General features: G+C 61.6%; 24 protein-coding genes and 1 tRNA gene. 18 read left to right on the forward strand and 7 right to left on the reverse strand.

From position 1 onward, the window contains the following. Positions 1–17: 17 nt before the first annotated feature. Positions 18–1,475: an NADP-dependent phosphogluconate dehydrogenase gene (gndA, locus tag I6E60_RS11855; protein WP_197180790.1), complete on the reverse strand. Its 1,458-nt coding sequence runs from the start codon at positions 1,473–1,475 to the stop codon at positions 18–20. A gap of 197 nt (positions 1,476–1,672) precedes the next feature. Between gndA and I6E60_RS11860 the strand changes: the two genes are divergently transcribed. Continuing rightward, the gene (locus tag I6E60_RS11860; RefSeq protein WP_197125689.1) at positions 1,673–1,990 is read left to right on the forward strand and encodes a putative quinol monooxygenase; all 318 of its coding nucleotides are present in this window, start codon (positions 1,673–1,675) and stop codon (positions 1,988–1,990) included. Between the two features lie 16 nt (positions 1,991–2,006). Here I6E60_RS11860 and I6E60_RS11865 read toward each other — a convergent pair whose 3' ends face one another. Then, entirely contained in the window at positions 2,007–2,432 is a 426-nt protein-coding gene (locus I6E60_RS11865; protein WP_197125687.1) for a pyridoxamine 5'-phosphate oxidase family protein, read from the reverse strand. 212 nt (positions 2,433–2,644) lie between these two features. Between I6E60_RS11865 and I6E60_RS11870 the strand changes: the two genes are divergently transcribed. Genes I6E60_RS11870 through I6E60_RS11885 form a run of 4 tightly spaced genes read left to right on the forward strand, consistent with a single transcriptional unit; the run spans position 2,645 to position 6,481 of the window. After that, positions 2,645–3,166 (forward strand): gluconokinase, encoded by a 522-nt coding sequence (locus I6E60_RS11870; protein ID WP_197180503.1) that lies wholly within the window; start codon positions 2,645–2,647, stop codon positions 3,164–3,166. Positions 3,167–3,188: 22 nt separating this feature from the next. Then, positions 3,189–4,598 (forward strand): GntP family permease, encoded by a 1,410-nt coding sequence (locus tag I6E60_RS11875; RefSeq protein WP_197125683.1) that lies wholly within the window; start codon positions 3,189–3,191, stop codon positions 4,596–4,598. Positions 4,599–4,607: 9 nt separating this feature from the next. Continuing rightward, positions 4,608–5,381 (forward strand): SDR family oxidoreductase, encoded by a 774-nt coding sequence (locus I6E60_RS11880; protein WP_307784465.1) that lies wholly within the window; start codon positions 4,608–4,610, stop codon positions 5,379–5,381. A gap of 56 nt (positions 5,382–5,437) precedes the next feature. Beyond that, positions 5,438–6,481 carry an L-idonate 5-dehydrogenase gene (locus I6E60_RS11885; RefSeq protein WP_197180505.1) on the forward strand — a complete coding sequence of 348 codons (1,044 nt, stop codon included), beginning with the start codon at positions 5,438–5,440 and terminating at the stop codon, positions 6,479–6,481. Here I6E60_RS11885 and I6E60_RS11890 read toward each other — a convergent pair. Next, complete coding sequence (locus I6E60_RS11890; RefSeq protein WP_197180507.1) at positions 6,478–7,194, reverse strand: FadR/GntR family transcriptional regulator; 717 nt, start codon at positions 7,192–7,194, stop codon at positions 6,478–6,480. The genes I6E60_RS11885 and I6E60_RS11890 overlap by 4 nt on opposite strands. A 299-nt stretch (positions 7,195–7,493) precedes the next feature. On the opposite strand from I6E60_RS11890, the gene I6E60_RS11895 reads away from it, so the two are divergent. The 3 genes from I6E60_RS11895 (at position 7,494) to mfd (ending at position 12,549) form a co-directional block, all read left to right on the forward strand. Next, a complete protein-coding gene (locus I6E60_RS11895; protein ID WP_197125677.1) occupies positions 7,494–8,117 on the forward strand; it encodes a 50S ribosomal protein L25/general stress protein Ctc in 624 nt (207 codons plus the stop codon). Positions 8,118–8,143: 26 nt separating this feature from the next. Then, positions 8,144–8,725: an aminoacyl-tRNA hydrolase gene (gene pth / locus I6E60_RS11900; protein WP_197180509.1), complete on the forward strand. Its 582-nt coding sequence runs from the start codon at positions 8,144–8,146 to the stop codon at positions 8,723–8,725. 131 nt (positions 8,726–8,856) lie between these two features. Continuing rightward, positions 8,857–12,549: a transcription-repair coupling factor gene (gene mfd, locus I6E60_RS11905; protein ID WP_197180511.1), complete on the forward strand. Its 3,693-nt coding sequence runs from the start codon at positions 8,857–8,859 to the stop codon at positions 12,547–12,549. A gap of 3 nt (positions 12,550–12,552) precedes the next feature. Here mfd and I6E60_RS11910 read toward each other — a convergent pair whose 3' ends face one another. From I6E60_RS11910 to I6E60_RS11920, 3 genes are all read right to left on the reverse strand, one after another. Continuing rightward, positions 12,553–13,512, reverse strand: a complete 960-nt coding sequence (locus I6E60_RS11910; protein WP_197180513.1) for a CPBP family intramembrane glutamic endopeptidase — start codon at positions 13,510–13,512, stop codon at positions 12,553–12,555. Positions 13,513–13,581: 69 nt separating this feature from the next. Next, on the reverse strand, positions 13,582–14,232 hold the full coding sequence (locus I6E60_RS14680; RefSeq protein ID WP_197180515.1) for a thermonuclease family protein: 651 nt from the start codon (positions 14,230–14,232) through the stop codon (positions 13,582–13,584). A 66-nt stretch (positions 14,233–14,298) separates the two neighbouring features. After that, on the reverse strand, positions 14,299–15,114 hold the full coding sequence (locus I6E60_RS11920) for an SGNH/GDSL hydrolase family protein (RefSeq protein WP_307841833.1): 816 nt from the start codon (positions 15,112–15,114) through the stop codon (positions 14,299–14,301). 99 nt (positions 15,115–15,213) lie between these two features. Here I6E60_RS11920 and I6E60_RS11925 point away from each other — a divergent pair, with 99 nt between their 5' ends. The 10 genes from I6E60_RS11925 (at position 15,214) to I6E60_RS11970 (ending at position 24,244) form a co-directional block, all read left to right on the forward strand. Continuing rightward, positions 15,214–15,891: a YabN family protein gene (locus tag I6E60_RS11925; protein WP_197180517.1), complete on the forward strand. Its 678-nt coding sequence runs from the start codon at positions 15,214–15,216 to the stop codon at positions 15,889–15,891. Between the two features lie 270 nt (positions 15,892–16,161). After that, positions 16,162–16,761, forward strand: coding sequence for a TetR/AcrR family transcriptional regulator (locus tag I6E60_RS11930; protein WP_197180520.1), 600 nt, complete (start codon positions 16,162–16,164; stop codon positions 16,759–16,761). 36 nt (positions 16,762–16,797) lie between these two features. Beyond that, complete coding sequence (gene hisS / locus I6E60_RS11935) at positions 16,798–18,087, forward strand: histidine--tRNA ligase (RefSeq protein WP_197180522.1); 1,290 nt, start codon at positions 16,798–16,800, stop codon at positions 18,085–18,087. A gap of 27 nt (positions 18,088–18,114) precedes the next feature. Continuing rightward, entirely contained in the window at positions 18,115–19,071 is a 957-nt protein-coding gene (locus I6E60_RS14685) for a CPBP family intramembrane glutamic endopeptidase (RefSeq protein ID WP_307841834.1), read from the forward strand. Between the two features lie 60 nt (positions 19,072–19,131). Then, positions 19,132–20,412 carry a phosphopyruvate hydratase gene (gene eno / locus I6E60_RS11945; protein ID WP_197125666.1) on the forward strand — a complete coding sequence of 427 codons (1,281 nt, stop codon included), beginning with the start codon at positions 19,132–19,134 and terminating at the stop codon, positions 20,410–20,412. A 30-nt stretch (positions 20,413–20,442) separates the two neighbouring features. Further along, a complete protein-coding gene (locus I6E60_RS11950) occupies positions 20,443–20,949 on the forward strand; it encodes a septum formation initiator family protein (RefSeq protein WP_231601521.1) in 507 nt (168 codons plus the stop codon). After that, positions 20,946–21,536: a DUF501 domain-containing protein gene (locus I6E60_RS11955; RefSeq protein ID WP_231601522.1), complete on the forward strand. Its 591-nt coding sequence runs from the start codon at positions 20,946–20,948 to the stop codon at positions 21,534–21,536. Before I6E60_RS11950 ends, I6E60_RS11955 begins: the two co-directional genes overlap by 4 nt. Continuing rightward, entirely contained in the window at positions 21,533–22,780 is a 1,248-nt protein-coding gene (locus tag I6E60_RS11960) for a S8 family serine peptidase (protein ID WP_197125663.1), read from the forward strand. The genes I6E60_RS11955 and I6E60_RS11960 overlap by 4 nt, the downstream gene beginning before the upstream one ends. Positions 22,781–22,818: 38 nt before the next feature. Beyond that, complete coding sequence (locus I6E60_RS11965) at positions 22,819–24,135, forward strand: NAD(P)/FAD-dependent oxidoreductase (RefSeq protein ID WP_197125661.1); 1,317 nt, start codon at positions 22,819–22,821, stop codon at positions 24,133–24,135. 35 nt (positions 24,136–24,170) lie between these two features. Then, positions 24,171–24,244, forward strand: a tRNA-Leu gene (locus I6E60_RS11970). A 63-nt stretch (positions 24,245–24,307) separates the two neighbouring features. On the opposite strand, the gene I6E60_RS11975 is transcribed toward I6E60_RS11970, so the two are convergent. Beyond that, complete coding sequence (locus tag I6E60_RS11975) at positions 24,308–24,730, reverse strand: arsenate reductase ArsC (protein ID WP_197180524.1); 423 nt, start codon at positions 24,728–24,730, stop codon at positions 24,308–24,310. Positions 24,731–24,732 lie beyond the last annotated feature (2 nt).

Consider the following 24,732-nt stretch of genomic DNA (forward strand, 5'->3'; position numbering starts at 1 on the left):
GTTCGCCGCCATCTCGATTAGTGCGAGTCGGTCGCTTCGATCTCGCTGCGATCGCCCGACCACAGGGTGTGGAAGGTGCCATCCATGTCGACGCGCTTGTAGGTGTGAGCGCCGAAGAAGTCACGCTGACCCTGAACAAGGGCAGCAGGAAGGCGCGGTGCACGCAGGCTGTCGTAGTAGGCGAGCGACGAGGAGAATGCCGGGGTGGGGATGCCGGCAGCGGCAGCGCCACCCACAACACGACGCCAGGAATCCTGCGTGCCTGCCATCGCGTCGGTGAAGTACGGCGCGGTAACGAGGGCAACGAGGCCCGGGTTTTCGGCGTACGCCTCGGTGATGCGGTTCAGGAAGCGTGCACGGATGATGCAACCACCGCGCCAGATCTTGGCGATCTCGCCCTTCTTGATGTCCCAGTTGTATTCTTCAGCGCCGGCGACGATCGCGTCGAAACCTTGGCTGTACGCAATGATCTTCGAGGCGTAGAGAGCTTGGCGAACATCTTCGATGAACGCGGCCTTGTCTTCGACGGCAGGCACCGAGCTCGGGCCGGGCAGGGCGCTGGCGGCCGCGCGCTGGGCGGGCTTCGAGGAGACAGCGCGAGCGAACACAGCTTCGGCGATCCCCGAGACGGGGACTCCGAGGTTGAGCGCGGTCTGCACTGTCCAGACGCCGGTGCCCTTGGAACCGGCCTGGTCGAGGATGACATCCACGAGTGGCTTGTCGGTCTTGGCATCGACCTGACGCAGAACTTCAGCGGTGATCTCGATGAGGTAGCTCTCGAGCTCGCCCTTGTTCCATTCGGCGAAAATGTCAGCGATCTCGGCGGGGGTGGCTCCGGTGCCGTGGCGGATGAGGTCGTAGGCCTCGGCGATGAGCTGCATGTCGGCGTATTCGATGCCGTTGTGGATCATCTTGACGAAGTGGCCAGCACCATCGGTGCCGACGTGAGTGACGCAGGGCTCGCCTTCGGCAACAGCAGCGATCGACTTGAGGATCGGGCCGAGGGTCTCCCATGCTTCAGCGGAACCGCCAGGCATGATCGACGGGCCGAGCAGCGCACCCTCTTCGCCACCGGAGATACCGGCGCCGACGAAGTTGATGCCGGTCTCGCGCACTGCCTTCTCGCGACGGATGGTGTCGGTGAAGAGCGCGTTGCCGCCGTCGACGATGATGTCGCCGGGCTCGAAAGCTTCGGTCAGAGCGTCAATCACGGCATCCGTGCCCTTGCCGGCCTGAACCATGATGATCGCGGTTCGTGGCTTCGACAGCGACGCCGCAAATTCTTGATAGGTGGATGCCGGAACGAAGTGAGCTTCGGGGTGCTCGGTGAGCAGCGTCTCGGTCTTCGAGTAGGAGCGGTTGTAGATGGCAACGGTGTTGCCTTCGCGGCTCGCGAGGTTGCGGGCGAGGTTCGAGCCCATAACTGCGAGCCCTACTACGCCAATGTTTGCGGATACTTGCTCAGCAGCGGTCATATCGTTCACTCCTTGACTCTGGGACAAAGTGGTGGGCCGATGCAGCGCGACTGGTTGGCCCAATCATCAAGCCTAGGGCACGCCGCGCAGCAGGCTCGCGGCATCCATTCAGGCTTCACGGCCGCGGGGAAGCCACGGGGAGACTCACGCGGTAGGCGTCCAGACTACGTACGAGAACTGAGGAGTAGCGTGGGGGTATGAGCAAGCCAATGATCGTTACCGCCATTTTTCACATTCGTCCCGATAGCCGCGATGCGGTTGTCGAGGCGCTTCGCACGGCACTTCCTCTCGTGCATGAAGAGCCCGGTTGTGAGCTTTACGCTATCCACGAGACGGCAGATGGCACGCTTGTCATGATCGAGAAGTGGGAGTCTGAAGCGCTTCTTGACGCACACGGTCAAAGCCCGGCTGTCGCCGCTCTTGTCGGCGAAATCGGCCAGTACCTCACGGCAGAGGTCGCCGTGACGCGAATGTCACCCATCCCTATCGGAACCACGGGCAAGGGCGCGCTCTAAGCAGCAGCGCCTCGCTCTAGTAGCGCTCGGGCTCTGGGCCCAAGAGAAAACGGCGCCCGCTGATCTCGGTCGGTGTGATCTCGACCCACGTGTATTTAAGGGTCGGGATGAGGGGCCGAAGCGGCAGTTGGTCTGCTTCGTAAATCTCATCCTGAGATTCGATGACGCGCGCGGTGCCTTTGGCGACGACACTCCACGCGGTGTGCGGCCCCACGAAGTCTGTCTCGAAGGCGACACGGTCATTGATCGTGAGTTTGAGCAGTTTGGTTCCCTGCGATGTGCGCAAAAGTAGTCGCTCGCCCACTGCGATGAAATTGACGGGGGTGATCTCAGGTTCCCCCTGAAAGCTGACGGCGATCCTGCCCAGATCGGCAGTGCGCAGCAAATCCCAGCACGTTTCCAGTGTTAGTTCTTCCACTGGGTTATTCAGATTCTCGCTCATGGAGTCATCCTTCCGTAGCCCAATTCTCCCACTCGGGCCCGCGAGTTACCAGCCTGTGTTGCTGGGAAACGCAGGGGTAGCGGGCAGCACTGGAGGCATCCATTTACCGGGCTTCGGAGATATATTCTCAACAACTTTGCATTAAGTCTGCTTTAAGGCACACTGGTCAGATTGATATCTGACGTAACGATGCGTCGAGTGTTAGGAAAACAGTGGCTTCACAATTTCCACCCCTCATCGTGATGGGTGTCTCGGGATCCGGTAAATCGACCGTTGGCGCTGCCCTTAGCGAAGCTCTGGGCATGCAATTCATCGATGGCGACGACCTTCATCCGCGAGCTAACAAAGAGAAGATGGCTGCTGGCCACGCTCTGAACGATGAAGACCGCGCACCGTGGCTTGAGATCATCGCCGACCGCATCGGTGCCGAACTTGCTGACGAAAACCCCATCATCGTCGCGTGCTCCTCCCTCAAGCGCTCCTATCGCCGCATCCTCACCGCGCACGCTCCCTCGACGGTTTTCGTCCACTTGCAGGGAGCCCGCGAAGTCATCGCCGAGCGTCAGTCGCACCGCAACCACGAGTACATGCCCAACAGCTTGCTCGACTCCCAGTTCGACACTCTCGAACCGCTCCAGGCCGATGAGCGCGGAGTGCTCGTCGACCTCACCCAGACTCCGGATGACATCGTCCGGTCCATCAAAAAAGACCTCACCGACAACTACGTCGGCTGAGCTGCACTAGAGAAAAAGGACAATGATGACCGATCTCCAACTGCTGTGGGAGTTGCCCACGTGGGGCCTGCTACTGCTCGCTGCCGGCGCCATTGCGCTCCTGCTTGTACTGATCATCGCGGGGCGCGTTCACGCGTTCCTTTCGCTGATCATCGTCAGCCTCGTGACTGCACTTGCCGCAGGTATCCCCACGAACCAGATAATCCCGACGCTCACGTCGGGTTTCGGCGGCACCCTCGCCAGCGTCGCACTGCTGGTCGGTCTGGGAGCAATGCTCGGTCGGATGCTCGAGATGAGTGGCGGAGCGCAAGTGCTCGCCGATTCGCTCATCAACCGCTTTGGTGAAAAGCGTGCGCCTCTTGCTCTCGCTGTAGCGTCGCTCATGATGGGTTTCCCCATCTTCTTCGACGCCGGTCTTGTCGTCATGTTGCCGATCATCTTCACGGTTGCTCGTCGCCTCGGTGGATCGCTCCTGCTCTACGCGTTCCCCGCTGCCGTCGCGTTCTCGGTCATGCACATCTTCGTGCCGCCGCATCCCGGCCCCGTTGCCGCAACCGGTCTTCTTGGCGCTGACGTCGGACTCGTTCTGATCTTTGGTCTTATCGTTGCCATCCCCACCTGGTACGTCGTGGGTTACAAGTTCGGCACCTGGACCGGTAAGCGCTTCGATATTGCGATTCCCGACATCCTCTTCGGCGTTCACGACGACGAGAAGGCTGCAGAGTTCAAGTCGAACCCCAAGCTCGGCACCATCCTCTTCCTCCTTCTCCTTCCCCTCGTGCTCATCTTCATGAACACCGGCCTCAACGCCCTCGCAACCGCTGGCGTTGTTGACCTTGAAAGCCCGCTCGTTCAGGCGCTTCGTCTCCTCGGGGAAACTCCTATCGCTCTGCTCATCACTGTCGTGTTCGCCATGTGGCTGCTCGGCTGGAAGCGCAACAAGAAGCGCACCCTCATCGAGACCATCGTTGACAGCGCCCTCGGCCCGGTTAGCTCGATCATTCTCATCACCGGTGCCGGTGGCATGTTCGGCGGCGTACTGCGTGCCAGCGGAATCGGCGCCAGCATCGCGAGCTCGCTCGACTCGATCGGTATGCCGCTGATTGTTGCCGGCTTCGTGATCGCTGCGATCATCCGCGTCGCCCAAGGTTCTGCAACCGTCGCGCTCACCACTTCGGCGGCGCTCATTCAGCCCGTCGTACTTGCTGACGCAAGCCTCAACCCCGTCGAACTCGCGGCCATCGTGCTCGCGCTCGCCGCCGGTTCGGTGTTTGCAGGTCACGTGAATGACTCGGGCTTCTGGTTGGTCAGCCGTTTCTTCGGAATGGACACCCAGACCACCCTGCGTACGTGGACGGTTGGCCAGGCACTAATCGGTGTCATGGGCTTCGCGATTGCGTTCGTCATTTTCATCATCGCCGGAATGTTCTAGGAGATAGCTGTGGCATCCACCATGTTTGACCTCACCGGGCGTATCGCCCTCGTGACCGGCTCTAGTCGAGGAATCGGGCGCGTCATTGCTCAGGCCTTGGCCGTTGCCGGTGCAACGATCGTGCTGAACGGTCGCGACGAAGAGCGGCTCGCCGCCACTCACTCCGACTTCAGCTCCGAGTTTGGGGCCGACCGCGTCTACGCTCGCGCGTTTGACGTAGCGGATGCCGCAGCTGTCGCCACCGCAATTGCCGAGATCGAGGCCTCCATCGGTGCGATTGGGGTGCTCGTGAACAACGCGGGCATCCAGCATCGCGAACCGATGCTCGACCTCGACGTGGAGGACTGGAACCGAGTCATTTCCACCAACCTCACCAGCGCGTTCCTCGTCGGACGCGAAGTTGCCCGGCACATGCTCGAGCGTGGCGAGGGCAAGATCATCAACATTGCGTCGGTGCAGACCGACCTCGCGCGCCCGACCATCGGGCCGTACACGGTGTCGAAGGGTGGCATCCGCAACCTCACTCGTGCCATGACGGCAGAGTGGGCCAGCGGCGGATTGCAGATCAATGCCATTGCCCCCGGCTACATCCACACAGAGATGACGCAGGCGCTCGTCGATGACGACACCTTCAACAACTGGATTTTGGGTCGCACACCAGCCGGTCGCTGGGGTACTCCCGCCGACCTGGGGGGACCAGCAGTCTGGCTCGCCTCGAGCGGTTCCGACTACGTCAACGGTCAAGTCATCTTCATCGATGGCGGCATGACGGTCGTCGTCTAACCTCCAGCTCTATCGCCGCGCGTCGCTGCCGGCACCGTTCTACAGAAAAGATTGTCATGACAAGTGCAGCCCCCGCCGAAACTCTCGCGGTCACAATTCACGCTCAAGATGACTTGCGCGTGGAGAGCATTCCGTTGGCCGCTCCGGCCGCCGACGAAGCCGTGATTCAGATTGCGTTCGGCGGGGTCTGCGGGTCTGACCTGCACTACTGGTCGCACGGGGCTGCGGGGGAGTCGATTCTCAAGGCTCCGATGATTCTCGGCCACGAAGTTGTCGGCACGGTCATTCAGCAGGCCGCTGACGGGACCGGCCCCGCTGTCGGAACTGCCGTAGCCGTGCACCCCGCAACTCCCGGCGGAACCGAGCCACGGTGGCCCGAAGACCGCCCGAATCTTTCTCCCGGCTGCACCTACCTCGGCAGTGCGGCACGTTTCCCTCACACCGAGGGTGCCTTCGCCGAGTTCGTCACTCTGCCCAGCCGGATGCTGCGAGCACTCCCTAGCTCATTGACCCTGCGCGATGCCGCCCTCGTCGAGCCCGCGAGCGTGGCGTGGCATGCCGTTTCGCGTGCGGGCGACGTTCGCGGAAAACGGGCTCTCGTTATCGGCGCCGGCCCCATCGGTGCCCTCATCGTCGCCGTTCTCAAGCGCGCCGGAGCCAGCGAGATCGTGGCTGTTGACATGTTCGCCGGCCCGCTCGCCATTGCGCGCCAAGTTGGCGCAACTGAAACTCTTCACGCCACCGACGTGGATGCCATCGCCGCCGTCGACGCCGACATCGTTTTCGAATCCTCGGGCAGCTACCGCGGTCTCGAGTCCGCTGTGCGCGGTGCAACTCGTGGCGGCCGCGTTGTCATGGTCGGGCTCTTGCCCTCTGGCCAGCAGCCCGCGCTCATCTCGCTAGCCATCACCCGTGAGCTCGAACTCGTCGGCTCGTTCCGCTTCAACGACGAGATCGACGAAGTGATTACGGCGCTCGCCGACGGCAGCCTCGTTGTAGGGCCGATCGTGACCCACGAGTTCGCGGCATCCGATGCTCACGAAGCCTTTGCTGTAGCCAAGGATTCGGAGAACAGCGGCAAGGTGCTGCTGCGCTTCTAGTCGAGGAAGATGCGGGGTTCGCCAGCCCAGATGGGCTCGACTTCTTCGATCGTGCGGCTCATGATGCGTTCCATCGCGGCGTAGGCGTCAGCCGGGCGCTTGCCCTGAATGGCATCCGCCACATCCACGTGCAGCTGCAGTGCCTCTTCGTGTGGTGTCGCTGGCATCAGCCCGCGGTGGGTGCGGCCGGTCAGAACCTCGGCGATCACCCGGTCGAGACGCGCGAACATCTCGTTGCCGCTCGCGGCAAGAACGAGCGAGTGAAAGCGGATGTCGAGCTCCAGAAACAATTCAAGGTCGCCTGAGCGACCCACGGCCCGCATACGCGCGGCCAGCGCCAGCAGCTCGCCGGCGGCGTCGTTGGAGGCGTGCAGGGCTGCGAGCTTGGCGGCCTGAGGCTCGATGGCGCTGCGTAATTCGGTGAGCGAGCGCAACTGGCGTCCGTTCTCAACCTGTTCGAGGCGCCACCGAATCACGAGCGGATCATACAGACTCCACTCCGACATAGGAAGAACGCGCATCCCGACCCGCTTGACGGAGGCGACCATCCCGAGCGATTGCAGCACGCGTACCGCTTCGCGCACGACCGAACGGGAGACGCTGTACCGCTCTTCGAGCTGTTCGGCGAGAATCGTGGATTCGGGGGAGATGTCGCCCGAAACGATGCTGAGCCCGAGATCGTTGAGCACACGTGCGTGAAGGCTTCCGGGCATGCTTCAAGAGTAGTGGTTCAGTTGTCGTCACCGAGCGGCGCCAAGCCGCGCAAACTCGGGGCGCTGAACCGCGATTAACCGTGTAAACTCAACAGTTGAACTTCGGCGAGGGAACCATCTGGTTCCGTTATCGACGCGGCGGGCAAGTCACAGGGCTTTTCCTCACGTGGCAGACCTATGGTCTGCCGGCGTTCGAGTTGAACTACAGACAATGATCTGGGCACTGCGCCCGCCACGAGCACTTCGCTTGTTGCAGGCACTGCGCTCACAACAGACTTCGGTCTTACTAGGAGATAACAATGGCTAAGCCAGGCGTTAACCACGTAGTCACGGATGCCCGTGAATCCTTCGGCAAGGGTGCTGCTCGCAAGCTCCGCGCTGCAGGCAAGATTCCCGCCGTCATCTACGGTCACGGCACCGACCCCATCCACGTTGCCCTCCCGGGTCACGAGATCGGGCTCATCCTCCGCAAGTCGAACCAGATTCTGGACCTCGACATCAACGGCAAGAGCCAGCTCGCACTGGTCAAGGATGTTCAGAAGGACCCCGTTCGCCAGATCATCGAGCACATCGACCTCGTTGTCATCCGCAAGGGTGAAAAAGTTATCGTTGACGTGCCGATCCACGTTACTGGTGAGTCGGCTCCTGGCACCCTCGCCAACCTCGACGCTCCGACCATCTCGGTTGAGGCAGAAGCAACTCACATTCCTGAGTACTTCACCGTCGACATCGAGGGCCGCGAAGAAGGCGCTCACATCTACGCCGCCGACGTTGAGCTCATCGAGGGCTCGAACCTGCTCTCCGACCCCGAGCTTCTCGTTGTCGCCGTCAGCATGCCGCGTGCGTCGGTTGAGGCTGAAGCCGCTGAAGAAGAAGCCGCAGCAGTTGCTGCCGATGCTGCTAGCACCGAGGCTGCTGAATAATCAGATTCTTTCGTAAGCGAGAAATCGTGGATGACCAATGGTTAGTAGTCGGGCTCGGTAACCCCGGGCCCGGCTACGCCGGTAATCGCCACAACGTGGGCCACATGGTGTTGGCCCATTTGGCAGACGAACTGTCTGCCACTTTCAAGAACCACAAAGCCAATGCTGCGGTCGCTGAAGGCCGCAGTTTTGGTGATGGCCCCAAGCTGATTCTGGCGAAGCCCAATTCTTTTATGAATCTTTCGGGCGGGCCCACCGCAGCACTGATGCGGTTCTACAAGATTCCGGTCGAGCGCCTCATCGTCGTGCATGATGAACTCGATATCGATTTCGACACGGTGAAGCTCAAAACCGGTGGCGGTCACGGAGGCCACAACGGCATCCGCGATATTGCTGCCGCTGTTGGCTCTCCCGACTTCACCCGCGTGCGCGTGGGCATCGGGCGCCCGCCTGGTCGCCAGCCTGCCGCCGACTTTGTGTTGCGCGACTTTTCGGGCGAAGAACGCAAAGCTCTGCCCAATCTTTTGAGCGATGCCGCGGATGCCGTCACTATGGTGGCGCGCGAAGGTCTCGAAACTGCCCAGCAGCGTTTCCACAGCCCGCGCTAGTTCTTGCGAGTGCGGCAGTCGTAGCGATGCTGTTGGCGCCGTTGACCCTGCGCTGCACTACCTGCCTTAGCGTTGCTGCGCTGTGGGTGAACTCGCACCGGAGCGTCAGTGGCCGCGAGTAGAGTAATCCGGTGACTCTCGACGGAATTATCTCAGCACTTTCGCGCGCCCAAACCGTAAAGAGCGCCCTGCGTTTCTCTGAACGAAGCGCAGACTTCTCGCTCGTCGATGGCATGCGTGCACCCCTGCTCGGCGGGCTACTCACACAGTCGAACGCACCACGGTCACTGTTGGCGGTCACGGCGACCGGTCGCGAGTCCGAATCATTGCGCCGTGCGCTCACGAGCTATCTGCCCGATGCTCAGATTGTCGAATTTCCGGCGTGGGAAACCCTCCCGCACGAACGACTGAGCCCGAGTGCCGAAACAGTCGGCAAGCGGATGCAGGCCTTGCGAGACCTGTCTAAGTGGCAAGCGAACCCGGTTGGCCAGTTTGTGCTGGTGGCATCCGTTCGGGCAGCGCTGCAGCCCATCGCCGATAACCTCACGACGATCGAACCGGTCGAGCTCACCAAGGGCGGCCGCAACTACGACCTCTCGGCGCTGTCGGAGCGACTCGTGGCACTGGCATATTCCCGTGTCGACATGGTGACGCGGCGCGGTGAATTTGCGGTGCGCGGTGGCATCCTTGACGTGTTTGCGCCCAACCACGAGCATCCGCTTCGTCTCGAATTCTTTGGCGATGAGCTTGAGCAGTTGCGCGAGTTCTCGGTCGCCGATCAGCGCTCTATCGAGGGCGATGTTGAGTCAGTCGAGTTGGTGCCGAGTCGTGAACTGTTGCTGAACGATGCGGTACGTCAGCGTGCCCGCGAGATGCAGCACGAGTTTCCGAGTCTCTCCACAATGCTCGCGAAGATTGCCGAAGGCATTCCGGTCGATGGCATGGAGTCGCTAGCGCCGGCGCTGGTCGACAAACTGGTGCCGATCACTCACTACCTTCCGGCGGATGCTGCCATCGCGGTGCTCTCACCCGAGAAGGTGTCGTCGCGCGCGATCAGCCTCGCTGAGACGAACCAAGAGTTCTTGAGTGCGGCCTGGAACGCGGCGACAGCTGGCGCTGAAGCGCCCATTGACTTGGATGCCGGTGACTTTGTCACGCTCAACGCGCTTCGGGCGTCCGCGGGGGATCGCCCCTGGTGGACCCTCAGCACCTTCGACTCGGGGGCAGCGGATGCCGTCGACCTGCTGGATGGTGCGGAAGAGGCATCCGAATATATTCGTATCGCAGCCACGGCAACCCCCTCGTTCGCCGGCACTCTCGATGGCGCCCTCGACCACGTCGGCCACTTGCTCGCCGATGGCTGGACGGTAGCGATCGTCGCGGAGGGAGCCGGTCTCGTAGAGCGCACTGCTAATCTGCTGGGCGAACGCGAATTGGCGGGGCGTGCCGTTGAGGCCTTCCCCGCCGAGACCGAGCCGGGAGTCGCGTATCTGCTGCGCGCTTCTGTCGACCATGGTTTTGCGATGCCCGAGGCGAAGCTTGCGGTGCTGAGCGAAGGCGAGTTCTTTGGTCGGTCGGTCGGCTACGCTTCGCGCCCGGCACGCAAGCTCGCGGCCAGACGCAAGAACGTTGTTGACCCGCTGCAGCTCTCGAGCGGCGACCACGTTGTGCACCAGACGCACGGCATCGGTAAGTTCATCGAGTTGGTGTCACGCGAGGTCAGCACGGGCGGCCGCAATGCGGTCAAGACTCAGCGCGAGTTCTTGGTGCTCGAGTATGCGCCGAATAAGCGTGGTTACCCTGGCGACAAGCTGTATGTGCCCACCGATCAGCTCGACCTGCTGTCGCGCTATGTTGGTGGCGAATCTCCGGCCCTCAACAAAATGGGTGGCAGCGACTGGTCGGCCGCTAAGACCAAAGCTCGTCGTGCCGTTCGCGATATCGCTGTCGAGCTGGTCAAGCTCTACAGCGCGCGCATGGCCAGCAAGGGATACGCCTTTGGGCCCGATACCCCGTGGCAACGTGAGCTCGAAGAAGCTTTTGCCTTTGCGGAAACTCCTGACCAGCTCACCACAATCGATGAGGTCAAAGCCGACATGCAGAGTCCGGTGCCGATGGACCGCCTGCTGAGCGGTGACGTCGGCTACGGCAAGACCGAAGTTGCGGTGCGCGCCGCGTTCAAGGCTGTGCAAGACGGCAAGCAGGTCGCGATGATTGTGCCGACGACGCTGCTCGTGCGCCAGCACGTCGAGACGTTTGCCGATCGTTTTGCTGGCTTCCCCGTGCACTTGCGGGCTCTCAGCCGTTTCCAGACGGAGAAAGAGTCGCGCGAAACGATCGCCGGCCTCGCTGACGGCACCGTGGATGTTGTCATCGGAACCCACCGTTTGCTCTCGAAGAGCATCGCCTTCAAAGACCTCGGCCTCGTCATCATCGATGAAGAGCAGCGCTTCGGTGTTGAACACAAAGACGCGCTCAAAAAGCTCAAGACCAACGTCGACATCTTGGCGATGACGGCAACCCCGATTCCGCGCACGCTCGAGATGGCAGTCACGGGCATCCGCGAAATGTCGACCCTCGCGACACCGCCAGAAGACCGGCATCCGATCCTCAGCTTCGTTGGCCCGTACTCCGAACGTCAGGTTGGCGCCGCTATTCGGCGCGAACTGTTGCGCGAGGGCCAAGTGTTCTACGTGCACAACCGCGTGAGTTCGATCAACCGGGTCGCGGCCAAGATTGCCGAACTGGTTCCGGATGCTCGAATCGCCATTGCCCACGGCCAGATGCCCGAGGCAGCACTTGAGCAAGTGATGGTCGACTTCTGGGATCGCAAGTTTGATGTGCTCGTCTCCACCACGATTGTGGAAACCGGCCTCGATATCCCCAATGCCAACACGCTTATCATCGACCGGGCCGACAAGTATGGCCTCAGCCAGCTGCACCAGTTGCGCGGTCGAGTGGGTCGTGGCCGCGAGCGCGCCTACGCGTACTTCCTGTACGACGAAGAGAAGCCGTTGAGCGAAACTGCCCACGAGCGCCTCGACACCATCGCTGCGAACAACGAGCTGGGTGCCGGTATGCAGATCGCCATGAAGGACCTCGAAATTCGTGGTGCCGGAAACCTGCTCGGTGGCGAACAATCTGGCCACATTGCCGGTGTCGGCTTCGACCTGTACTTGCGGATGATCGGCGAAGCAGTCTCCACCTTCCGCGGTGATGTTGCCGAGGGCCAGACCGAGCTGCGGCTTGAGCTGCCCGTGGATGCCAGCATCCCCGAGGACTACGTCGAAAGCGAGCGCCTGCGTCTTGAGGCCTACCAAAAGCTCTCCACGGCCAGCGCACCATCGGCATCCGCCGACAGCATCGATCGTGTTCTCGACGAACTTACCGACCGTTACGGCGAGCCGCCCGAGGAAGTGAAGCACCTGATTGCGGTGTCTCGACTGCGGCGGATGTCGCAGCGACTGGGGCTCAGCGAGGTTGTCGTCATGGGCGACAAGCTCCGCATCGCGCCCGCCGATCTGCTCGACTCGAAGCAGATCCGTCTGCAGCGGATGTATCCGGGATCGAAGTATCACTCGGCCGCCTCCACGGCGATCATTCCGCTGCCCACAGGCGCAAGCGATGGCGACCTCATCGACTGGGCCAAGGAGTTGCTCGTGTCAGTGTTCGGCGCTCAAGATACTGCGGCAGAGCTCGCGGAGGTTGCACTTGCGGCCGAAGCGGCCGAGAAGCTTGCGGCCGACAAGGCAGCAGCCAAAGCGAAAGAAGCTAAAGAGACGAAGGATGCTGCGGGTGCGTCCGGCACGTCCGGCCCGAGCTAAGAACTAGGGCGCTGTCTCCGGCGCTGGTTCCGGCGTGGGTGCCGCGGCTTCGACTGTTGAGTCGCTCGAAGCAGGCTCGGCCGCACCCGCACCCGCACCCGCACCCGCACCCGCACCCGCACCCTCGGCCCCGGGAAGCGTCGCAGGCGTCGCAGGCTTCGCTGTCGGTTTGAAGGCAAGTGGGTTTCGTCGACCGTCGATTCGGTGCACGCCCCCGATCGCCATCGGGATCAACACGAGCGAGCGCAGGTCGAGAAGCGCGTGCGCGATGATCGTGATGAGAATGCTTCCGGTGAGCACGTAGATGGCCATGAAGACTGCGCCGAGCACCGTCGTGACGATGATGCCCGTGAGTCCCTGGTAAGAGTGCATGAGCCCGAACAGGAGAAGGCTCACCACAACCGCGACGATCGCATTGCCGGTGGTGGCAAAAAGCAGAGCCGGTAGAGCGAGGCGGAAAAGCAGTTCTTCTACGAGCCCGGCATTGAGGGAGAGCAATCCACCCAGTACGAGCTCTTGGCGATTGCGAGGGAGGATCGCTTGAACATCACCAAGACTCACGACTTCGTCACCCTCGTTGCGAACCGAGATGATCGCAACTACTGTGACGGCGATCACGCCGATCGCGAGCCCAACGAGCACTCCGCCGGTGAGGGAGGGGCGGGCAGTGAGTACGCCAAGCAACGAGGACACCCACGGCCACGATTGAACATCGGCGAGTAGGGGAGCGGCGAATGCTCCGCTCACCACGAGAACCACGAGTGCTAGACCGCCAAACAGCGTGAACGAGATCAGCAACCAGCGGCGCAACATCTTTTGGCGACGTTTGGTGGTGCGAAAACGTTTGAAGCGGCGGTACTCGCGCTGATCCCGGCGGAACGTGCGCAGAGCGAGAGCGGTCAGAACCCCGCCGAGCGTAAGCCACAGCAACGCGAGCATGAGGGGGTTAGCGGGGTCGAGCATGCACCAATCGTGCCATGCGGTGGCTGAACGGCCGACGCGATGCGTGACCGAGTGCGCTTCGGCGGCGAGTTAGCAGGCGCCCCACATGCCGAGCTTCGCCGCGTAGGCATCATCTTCGGCGTCGCGCAGCTCGGGCCAGTAGCGATCGTTGAGTCCGACTTTGAGAGCTTCAGCGGCGCCGAGTTCGACCATGGCTAAGTTCACGAACGTGCCGTCTTGCAGATAGACGTAGAGCAGCGAACGGCCGTAGCGGTCCTCGGGTTCGCGATCCTCAGCGGCCCACACGGTGGTGCCTTCGGGGAGGAAGTCGCGCAGCAGCTCGCGCGCTTCGATTCCGTAGCATTCTTCGGCATCCGGATTCTGCTGGCTGGCAAGCTCGGGGGTGTCGAGCCCGATGAGGCGCACCTTCAATTCGGTGCTGCCGTTCTGGAGGTAAAGCGTGTCGCCGTCGTGCACATAGTTGACGGTCGCCGCGAAAGCGTCAGTCGGGATGCCGATGGTGGCGCTCGCTGCGTCGGCGTTGTCGGCGTCAGTGTTTGCGGTTTCGGGCGCGCTTTCGGGAGCGGGATTCGAGCTGTTCGAGGTGCCCGCGACGTCAGAATCGTCGGGGGTGAAGCCTAGCGTGCCGGTGCCGAAGTAGGTCGCGATGGCGATCACCGCGACGAGCACGACAACGATAAGAGTGCCAAGAGTGCGGGGACGTTGAGGGGAGGCTGCCACGGAAAGATTCTTGCATGCTGCGGCGGGGCTGAGACGAAGGGTGCGGCGGAAGGCGACGAATGTTATCTAGTCGTCGTCGTCAATTTCGGTGCTGTCGGGGTGCTGCTGGGCGGCGATCGCCCGCGCCGTGGCGGTGCCGAGCTCTTTGCCCCAGAGAGAGTGCACAGTTTTCCAATTCAGGCTTTGCTCGATGAACGCGGTGCTGGTTTCGAGCGCAGGGAAGGGCGCGTAGGCCACGTCGGGCACCGCCTCGCAGACAGTGAGTGTCGCCTCGTTCAGGCGATTGATCTGCAGGGCGAGGATGCGCTGTACGACGAGCGGCATGGGGCGAAAGCGGTACATAACGGGAACTTCAGACACAATTACGGGGCAATGAGGGTGTGCGCCGTGACGCGCAGCCTCAATCAGCGCCACGAGGCTTTCCCTCCACCTGGTGGCGGTGGTTCCCAGCAGCACATCGGGCGGACCGAGCAAGACGACCACCGCATCCACGTCGACCGAGGTGTCGGCAAGCTGGCGGGCGGCGCGAGCCATCGTGAGTTCAGTGTCGGTCATGGTCGTCCACGAGCATCCGGAACCGTGTTCGCGCGCCACGAAGCGTGCAGTTTGCGAGACCACGGCGAGCCCGTGATTGAGTACGCCGAAGCCGGATGCCGCCGAGTCTCCGATAAACAGCATCCGGGAAGGATCGGGGCCGTCCACTCCTCCCTCGGGGGCATCGTCGGGAAAGAGTGCGTTCGCGGTTTCGACCCGGTAGGCGATCAAGTTCACTCTGAGGAGAGGCTTGAATAACTGGATGAAGCCAGCGATGAAACGGCGAGTAACGGGAGTGGCAGAAGGCACACCGATGGCGCGCTTAGGAGACGTGTTCTTCGGGTCCACACGACACATAGTGGTCGAGAGCGCGGCACTCTCGCCGGAGGACATCCCGCAACACGGAAGGTGACTTTGGCTTAGTTTGAGAAGTGGGAGAATGGCGGCATGACTGAGCCTGCTGCGCCTCATCCCGAACTCGACACCCTTATTGCCACTCTCGAGCGGCTGCGTGCGCCGGGAGGCTGTGCCTGGGACCGCGATCAAACGCATGAGTCGCTTGTGAAGCACCTTGTGGAAGAGACCTACGAGTTGGTGGATGCGATCGAAGGTGGCGATACCGCCGACATGGTCGAAGAGCTTGGCGATGTGCTCTACCAAGTGCTTTTCCATGCCGATATTGCGACTGAAGCTGGGCGCTTCACTCTCGAAGATGTAGCCGCTCACATGAATGCCAAAATGGTGAGCCGGCACCCTCACGTGTTTGCCGACGCCACCGCCGAGACGGCCGACGACGTTGTGGCGGCCTGGGATGAACTGAAGAAAACAGAGAAGCCAGAACGCACCAGCGTCACCGACGGCATCCCGCAGAAGATGCCCGCGCTTGCACTCGCTGACAAGCTTCTCGGTCGGGCGCACAAGGTCGGACTCTTGGATGCCACGACTCCGGGCGCGATCAATGTCACGGAAGAAGATGAACTGGGCCCGCTGCTGCTGGCGATTGTGGCGTCCGCGAAAGCGAACGGTTTGGATTCGGAGCGGGCGTTGCGCACTGCGCTGCGCCAGTTGACCGAAGAGATCAAGGAGCACGAAGTGTCGGTAGCGAAGGCCGATTCAGCAGGCTAGAACCCGGATGGGTGGTGCCCCCCTTAACCCGAATAAGGAGGGCACCGGCGCAACGCCAGCAAACGAGACATGTGATCGCACGTCGATCGTCTACCGAATGGCATCGCGCGCTGAAGGATCGGTGGGATTACCCGGCCTACCGATCCAGCGTTGGAGAAGCCCCTGGTGAGGGGGATTCAAGTAGTTGTGGTGCCGTTAACAGGTTTCCGGCACAAGGAGAAATCATAACCATTGTCGAACCCATAAGCAAACAACCGTTATGTTTATTTGATGGCCCGTAGACCCGACCCGACACGCAAGCCAGCTCTTCTTCAGCAAACTATCGCCTATCTTGCTGATAAACCGCTGTCTAGTCTCACATTTCGTTCGCTTGCGAAAGCGCTCGATGTCAGCACCTTCACGCTGGTTTACCATTTCGGAACGCGCGCAGAGCTCGTCCGTGAAATAGTGCGGATCAACGCGCGGGGAGCGAGCCCTGAAGAAGCTGCGATGCTTCCGTTTGACACTCTTGAAGACTACTTTTCGAGCCTCGCGCAGTCGTGGCGGTGGACGCAACTGCCGGAAAACTTGCACCGCCAACGTCTCGAACTTGAGGCTGGCCTGCTCGAAGCTGTGGAACGCGACGAACTCTCCATCACGCGTGACTACTTTGTGCGGTGGATCGAGATGGGCACAGCAGCGCTCGTGTCCTTAGGAGTAGATCGCGGCGCGGCCGAGGTGGAGGCTCGCTTGCTTGTCAACACCTTCCACGGAGTGCAGTTCGATCTTGTGCTCAACCAGAACCTTGAGGCGTCTACCGCAGTGTTCGAGACCGCCATTGCCCACCATCGCTCGCGGGTCGAACAACTCATTACTGAAGTAGTCCGGTAACCGCACACGCCTCGTGGGTGCGAGAGAATAGGAATCATGGCGTCCACTGTTAATCCTCCCCGCGGCATGCGGGATTTCCTCCCCGCAGAAAAAGCTCAGCGCGAGCGTGTGCTCGGTGTTATCCGGGGAAGCTACCGCGCTCACGGGTTCGACGAGATCGAAACCCCGGTGATGGAAGACAGTTCACGCTTGCATGCCGGTTTGGGCGGCGACAACGAGAAGCTCGCGTTCGCTGTCATGAAACGAGGGCTCACGAGTGAGAAACTGCAGGCGGCATCCGATGCCCTTGAACTCGCCGATCTGGGCATGCGTTTCGACCTCACGGTGCCGCTGGCTCGTTTCTATGCGACGCACCGTGCCGAGTTGCCGAAGGTGTTCCGGGCGATTCAGATGGCACCCGTGTGGCGTGCCGAGCGCCCGCAGAAGGGGCGTTACCGCCAGTTTGTGCAGTGCGACATTGACATCATGGGCGAGGCGGGCCCGAGCGCTGAGATCGAACTCATCACCGCTACGGCTGCCACGCTCGATGCTCTCGGCATTGAAGGCTGCACCATTCGCGTAAACGATCGTCGCTTGCTCACGAGTTCGCTCAGCATTCTCGGGTTCCCGGCCAAGGAGCACGAAGCGGTGCTCATCACGGTCGACAAGCTCGACAAACTCGGTGCCGATGGCGTTGTTGCTGAGTTGCGTGAACGTGCCTTCCCCGATGGTCCCGTGGCGGCGCTCGCCGAATTCCTGACGCGTCCGGCCCCCGAAAGTGCTGCTGCATTCAGTGCGGATGCCATCCGCGCCGCCTTGCCCGCAGGAGTCACCGAGGAGGTCATTCTTGAACTCGCGGCGATCGGCGAGGCCGTTGAAGCGGGCCGTGGCGACTCCGGCTCGCTCATTGAGTTTGACCCGTGGTTGGTGCGGGGGATGGGTTACTACACGGGCGCAATCTTTGAGGTCGCGCATCCGTCGCTCGGGTATTCGCTCGGTGGCGGTGGCCGCTATGACGGAATGATCGGTCGTTTCTTGGGTAGCGATGTGCCCGCTGTGGGATTCTCGCTCGGCTTCGAACGTCTTGTCGATCTCGTTGAGCTCGGCGATGCAGCCATTGATGATCAGCTTGCGTTGATTTATGACACCGATGTCGATGCGGCGACGCTCGTGCGGTTGCAAGCAGCGTTGATTCGTGACGGCAAACGCGTGCGACTTGAGGCTCGACCGAAGAAGATGCCCCAGCTTCTCGATCAGTTGAAGGATGCCGGGTTCACCAGTTTCGCAACGGTTCGTGCCGAAAACATGAGTATTGATAGCCTTGAGTTCAAGCCGCTGGGTGGCTAGCGGAACGCAGCCTTCGAGGGAGAAGTCGTGAACGTCAAAGCAACACCGATTCTTGTTTTTGTGGGCGTCAGTTTTGGGCTCGCGTGGCTCTTCGCCCTTCCTCTCTGGTTCACGGGTGGTCTCGAGAATCCGTTCTTCACAGTGTTTGCGCTCGCGATGATGTTTACGCCGGCGATCGCGGCGCTCGTGGTCGTCTTCTTTGTCGAGAAGCATCCGGATGCTCGCTCGCGACGCGCGGCGCTGGGGCTTGGTTCGGTGCGCCCCGTCGGCCGGTTCCTGCGCTACTTGGCGTTGGCGCTCGTCGTTCCGCCCGTCTTGATTCTGGCTGCGCTCGTTGTCGGTGCCGTAGTGGGGGTCTACCCCGCCGACTTTGTGAACTTCTCCGGCTTCCAGGCGATGGTCGATAGCCAGTTGGCGGCGATTGGTGAAGAGCCGCTGCCTGTCCCGATTGGCCTGCTGGTCGCGCTGCAGTTCGTGAACGTGTTGATCGGTGCGGTCATCAATACGATTCCCGCGTTCGGTGAAGAACTCGGCTGGCGCGGCTGGCTGTTGCCCAAGCTGCTGCCCCTCGGCATCGTTCCGGCCATCCTTATCTCGGGAGTGATCTGGGGCCTGTGGCATGCCCCGCTCATCCTGCTCGGCTACAACTACCCTGGTGCTCCCGGCTGGCTCGCGCTCACGGCCATGGTCGGCATGACGATCGTCGTTGGCGGCGTGTTCGCGTGGCTGCGCATCCGTTCGGCGTCGGTGTGGCCTGCCGCCCTAGCCCACGGTGCCTTCAACGCAGCTGCCGGGTTCTCGATCATTTTCATCATGGTTGGCGAATCTTTCGACCCCCTTCAGGCAAGCATTTTGGGCTGGACCGGATGGCTCGTGCCGCTCGTTCTGGTGATCGTGCTGCTAGCCACTGGCCAGTTTCGTTCGCCAGCCCCGTTACCGACTGTTAGCCGTAACGAGTCAGCGCCGGTCGTTGGCTCGGAGTAGGCTTTCACACGGACATCCACCACTGTCAGTCCAAACAAACTTTCTTTAAGGAGACACCCTGTGGCTTTGATCGAAGCAGTTGGCGCCCGCGAAATTCTTGATTCCCGTGGTAACCCCACGGTCGAGGTTGAGGTTTTGCTCGACGACGGCGTAGTTTCTCGCGCCGCAGTTCCTTCGGGAGCATCCACTGGCGCATTCGAGGCTTACGAGCTTCGCGATGGCGACAAGAACCGCTACCTCGGCAAGGGCGTTCAGAAGGCCGTTGACGCGGTTATTGACGACCTCGGCCCCGCCATCGAAGGCCTTGACGCCTCCGACCAGCGCCTCATTGATGCTGAGCTCATCGCCGTCGATGGTTCCGAGAACAAGAAGAACCTCGGTGCTAATTCGATCCTCGGTGTGTCGCTCGCCGTGGCGAAGGCTGCTGCTGACTCGGCAGACCTGCCCCTCTTCCGCTACCTCGGCGGACCGAACGCTCACGTGCTTCCCGTGCCGATGATGAACGTCATCAACGGTGGATCGCACGCCGACAGCAATGTCGACATTCAAGAGTTCATGATCCTCCCGCACGGCGCCGAGACCTTCAGCGAAGGCCTTCGCTGGGGTGTTGAGACGTACCACGTGCTTAAGGGACTGCTCAAGAGCAAGGGCCTCAGCACTGGCCTCGGCGACGAGGGTGGCTTCGCCCCCGACCTCTCCAGCAACCGCGCTGCACTCGACCTCCTCATGGAGGCAATCGAGAAGGCTGGCTTCACGCCGGGCAAGGACATCGCCGTTGGACTTGATGTTGCCGCTACTGAGTTCTACAAGGACGGTGCCTACACGTTCGAGGGCGCCTCGAAGTCAGCTGGCGACATGAGCGCGTACTACGCCGAGCTTGTTGCCGCGTACCCCCTCGTGTCGATCGAAGACCCGCTGGACGAAGACGACTGGGAAGGCTGGGCTCAGCTCAACGCCGAAATCGGTTCGAAGACTCAGATCGTCGGAGACGACCTGTTCGTCACCAACCCGAAGCGTCTCGCCAAGGGCATCGAGCTCGCCACGGCAAACTCGATCCTCGTCAAGGTCAACCAGATTGGTTCGCTCACCGAGACCCTCGACGCTGTCGCAATGGCTCAGCGTGCCGGCTACACGGCGGTTATCTCGCACCGTTCAGGCGAGACCGAAGACACCACGATCGCTGACCTCGCGGTAGCGCTCAACACCGGTCAGATTAAGACCGGCGCACCGGCTCGCTCCGAGCGCGTAGCAAAGTACAACCAGCTGCTGCGCATCGAAGAAGAGCTCGGCGATGCCGCTGTTTACGCTGGTCGCACCGCCTTCCCGCGGTTCAACGGCTAGCACTCACTAGCGTCGTCTAGCATCGAACGCATGGCTAGGCGAGTACGAGCAAAAAAGGTAGCGGTGTCGCTGCCCGAGGAGAGCGCGCCCGAACACTGGCTGCGCACGATCCGCTTCTCGGGCTTCACCGTGCTCATGCTTAGTTTGCTCATACTCGCCGTCATCGTTCTTGCGCCAAACTTGCGCATTTTTATCGAGCAGCAGCAGACGATTGCGCAACTGCAATCTGAGGTTGAAGAGGCTCAAGAGTCTGTCGATAGCCTCACTGAAAACGTTGCCCGCTGGGATGACCGCGCCTATATCGAGTCCCAGGCGCGCGACCGGCTCTACTACGTGTATCCGGGCGAAGTGAGCTACTTGGTTACCGGCGAAGCCGCCGATGTCACCACCAACGATGGTGTGCCGGTGAGCGCGACCATCCAAACCACCCAGATCGATTGGGTGCAAACTCTCGTGTCGTCCATTTACACTGCTGGTCTCACGGAAGATGCCCCCGACGAGCTCACCGCCCCCGTAATTGAAGGACCTCAGCAATGACCACCCCACCGTTTGACGCTGTCAGCGATGAAGATGTGCGCATTGTGTCGCTTCAACTCGGCCGCCCCGCTCGCGATGTGATCGGCATTGCGGCGCGCTGCGTGTGCGGCGCTCCGACCGTGGTGTCGACCAAACCCCGCCTGAGCGATGGAACGCCGTTCCCCACGATCTATTACCTGTGCCACCCGGCCGCAACGGCATCCGTGTCGACGCTTGAAGCTGAGGGGCAGATGCCGGAGCTCGCGGCAATGCTCGAGGGCGAGATTGGTGCGCAGTACCAGGCCGCCCACGACGCCTACATTGCCGACCGGGATGGCATTGAGGTCGTTCCCGAGCTGGCCGGCGTTTCAGCCGGCGGCATGCCCACTCGCGTGAAGTGCCTGCACGCGCTGGTTGGCCATTCACTCGCAGCCGGCCCCGGAGTTAACCCCATCGGCGATATCGCTCTTGAGCGTGCCTCGTGGAGCCCGGCCGTGTGCCAGTGCCCCGACTACACCGAAGCAACTAGCGACTGCGCCTCGGCAGCCGATGCTGTCTCGGCGCCCACTGCTGCCCCAGCGACGGTGACAGGGGAGACACAACGGTGAAGCGGTGGGCTGCTGGCGCGATACTGATGGCGAGCCTTGCGTCGCTATTGGTGGCGACCCCGGCCCACGCGGATGCGGTGCGTGACCAAGAATATTGGCTTCAGGAGTACGGCATCGAAGCCGCGTGGGAGACCACCAAGGGCGCAGGCGTGACTATTGCGGTGATCGACACCGGTGTTGATGGCTCGGTGGACGAGCTTGTTGGTGTTGTCACGGGCGGAACAGATTTCTCAGGCCAAGGCTCGGCAAACGGCCAGACACCGGTCGGCGACGATAACCCAGCGCACGGCACGCTCGTCGCGTCGCTCGCGGCAGGGCGCGGCACCGATACGGACGCTGGCGTGATCGGTGCGGCTCCAGCGGCGAACATTATGGCGATCTCTATCGGCTTCACCGGTGGGGCGATCAGTTCGGATGATCAGATTGCCTTGGCGGTTCGCTATGCAGTCGATCAGGGGGCCGACGTCATTAATTTGTCGCTCACCCGTGAGACTCTCGACTGGCCGCTGAGCTGGGACAGCGCATTCCTTTACGCGATGGACAACGACGTTGTTGTTGTGGCGGCGGCGGGAAACCGTGGCAGTGGAACTGCCTCCGTGGGTGCGCCCGCGACGATGCCCGGCGTTTTGACTGTTGCGGGTGTCGACGTTAACGGCGTCGCGAGCTTCAACGCGTCCACCCAGGGCATCACGATCGGTGTTGCTGCGCCCAGCGAGGATTTAGTGGGCGTTGCTCCCGGTGGTTCGCATGTGCTGTGGAACGGCACCAGCGGGGCGACCCCGATCGTGGCCGGCATCGTGGCGCTCGTGCGTGCCGCTCATCCTGAGCTGGATGCTAACAACGTGATCAATCGCATTGTCTCCACGGCGCACGACACGGGTGCTCCGGGCGCAGACGCGATTTATGGCTTCGGGCTCATCGATGCTGAAGCAGCGGTGACGGCAAATGTTCCGCTCGTTGACGAGAACCCGATGGGGAGTCTCGCGGAGTGGATCACCGTTTACCGCCGTGCGGAATCCACGCCGATCCCTGTGCCGAGCTTCAGCCCGACACCGACGCCGGTTCCGGAAACAGTGCCGGACGTTGCGGGGCCCGTCAGTCCGCTCGGAACAGTGCTGCCAACCGTGAGCATGCTTCGCAATGTGGGCGTACCTCTTGCCATTTACGCGATTTTTTTGATGATTTTGGCCGGTTCGGGCGTCTTCGCTTGGCGTCGGTTTAGGAGTCTGCGCGAGACAGAGTAAGTTTGGTGGCGAACTTCCCTTTTAGGAGACTCTAACTCGTGCCAAAAATCTTGATTGTCGGCGGCGGTTACGCCGGTTTTTACACTGCCCGTAAGCTCGAAAAGTGGCTGCGTCGCGGCGAAGCTGAGGTCACCATGGTGGACCCTCTTCCCTACATGACGTACCAGCCTTTCTTGCCTGAGGTTGCAGCAGGCTCCATTGAGCCTCGCCACGCGGTTGTTCCGCACCGTCGCCACTTGAAGACCACCAAGGTCGTCACAGCGAAGGTCACCGGAATCAACCACGAGGCGAAGACTGCAACGATTCAGCCTGAAGTGGGTGACTCGTGGGAGATCGACTACGACCTCGTTGTCGTTACCGCTGGCGCCGTTTCGCGCACCTTCCCGATCCCGGGCGTCGCTGATGAAGCGATTGGCATGAAGACGATCGAAGAGGCTGTTGCCGTTCGCGACCGTCTTCTCACTAACTTCGACAAGGCATCCAACCTGCCTGCAGGCCCTGAGCGCGACCGCTTGCTGACATTCGTTGTTGTCGGTGGCGGCTTCGCCGGTATCGAAGCCTTCGGTGAGATGCGCAGCCTGGCTTCATCGCTGCTGCCGCTCTACCCGAGCATTAACTTCGAAGACACTCACTTCCACCTCATTGAAGCCATGGGCCGCATCATGCCCGAGGTTTCGCTCGAGACGAGCAAGTGGGTTATCAAGAACCTCGCCGACCGCGGCGCACAGATTCACCTCGACACCCAGCTGAAGTCAGCGGTGGGTGGCGTGGTTGAGCTGTCGACCGGCGAAAGCTTCGAGTCAGACACCATCGTGTGGACCGCTGGCGTTATGGCCAACCCGGTCGTGCGCAGCACTGACCTTCCCATCGAAGAGCGTGGACGCATCCGTGTGCAGGCAGACCTCCGTGTCATCAACGATGACGGTGTCGTCGAGGGTGCCTGGGGTGCCGGCGACGTGTGTGCTGTTCCCGACCTCACCGGTGGTGGCGTTGGCGGCTTCTGCGTTCCGAACGCTCAGCACGCTGTTCGCCAGGCCAAGCTCATGGCCAAGAACATTGTGGCTTCGCTTCGCGGCGAAGAGACCAAGGACTACTTCCACAAGAACCAGGGTGCCGTTGCCGGTCTCGGTCTCTACCACGGCGTTTTCCAGTCGGGCAAGATCGCGGTCAAGGGTTTCCCGGCGTGGTTCATGCACCGTGGCTACCACGGCATGGCGATGCCAATGTTCGAGCGCAAGGCTCGCGTCTTCAGCAACTGGATCACGAACTTCTTCTGGGGTCGCGACACCATTTCGCTCGAGGCTCGCGTAGAACCGCGCCGCGCATTCGAAGAATTCGCTTCACGCCCCAAATAGCGTGACTGCATGCTCCACGCGAAAGCGTGGGGCGTGCCCCGATAGCCCAATTGGCAGAGGCAGATGACTTAAAATCATCACAGTCAGGGTTCGAGTCCCTGTCGGGGCACTGCATGATTAACGAGTTGAAGGCGGTCGCAGTGCGTCCGCCTTCAGTCGTTTAAGTAGTTGTCTAGGCGGGAAGGATCTCCGCGAGCAGCTTCTGGATGCGCGCCTTGATGTCATCACGGATCGGGCGAACCTCGTCGAGGCCTTTGCCCTTCGGGTCGACGAGCTCCCAGTCTTCGTAGCGCTTGCCGGGGAAGATGGGGCAGACGTCGCCGCAGCCCATCGTGATGACGACATCCGAGGCCTGCACCTGGTCGGTCGTCATGAGCTGGGGGACCGCCTGCGAGATGTCGATGCCCTCCTCGGCCATCGCGGCAATGGCGGTGGGGTTGATTTCGTTGCCGGGCTCCGAGCCGCCCGAGCGCACCTCGACGGCACCGTTCGAGAGCGCCGTCATGTAGCCGGCGGCCATCTGGGAGCGGCCTGCATTGTGGATGCAGACGAACAGAACGACGGGCTTAGTGGCGGGGGCAGTCTCGGTAGTCATAG

This window comes from Salinibacterium sp. SWN167 (genome assembly GCF_015864665.1).
Classification (GTDB): domain Bacteria; phylum Actinomycetota; class Actinomycetes; order Actinomycetales; family Microbacteriaceae; genus Rhodoglobus.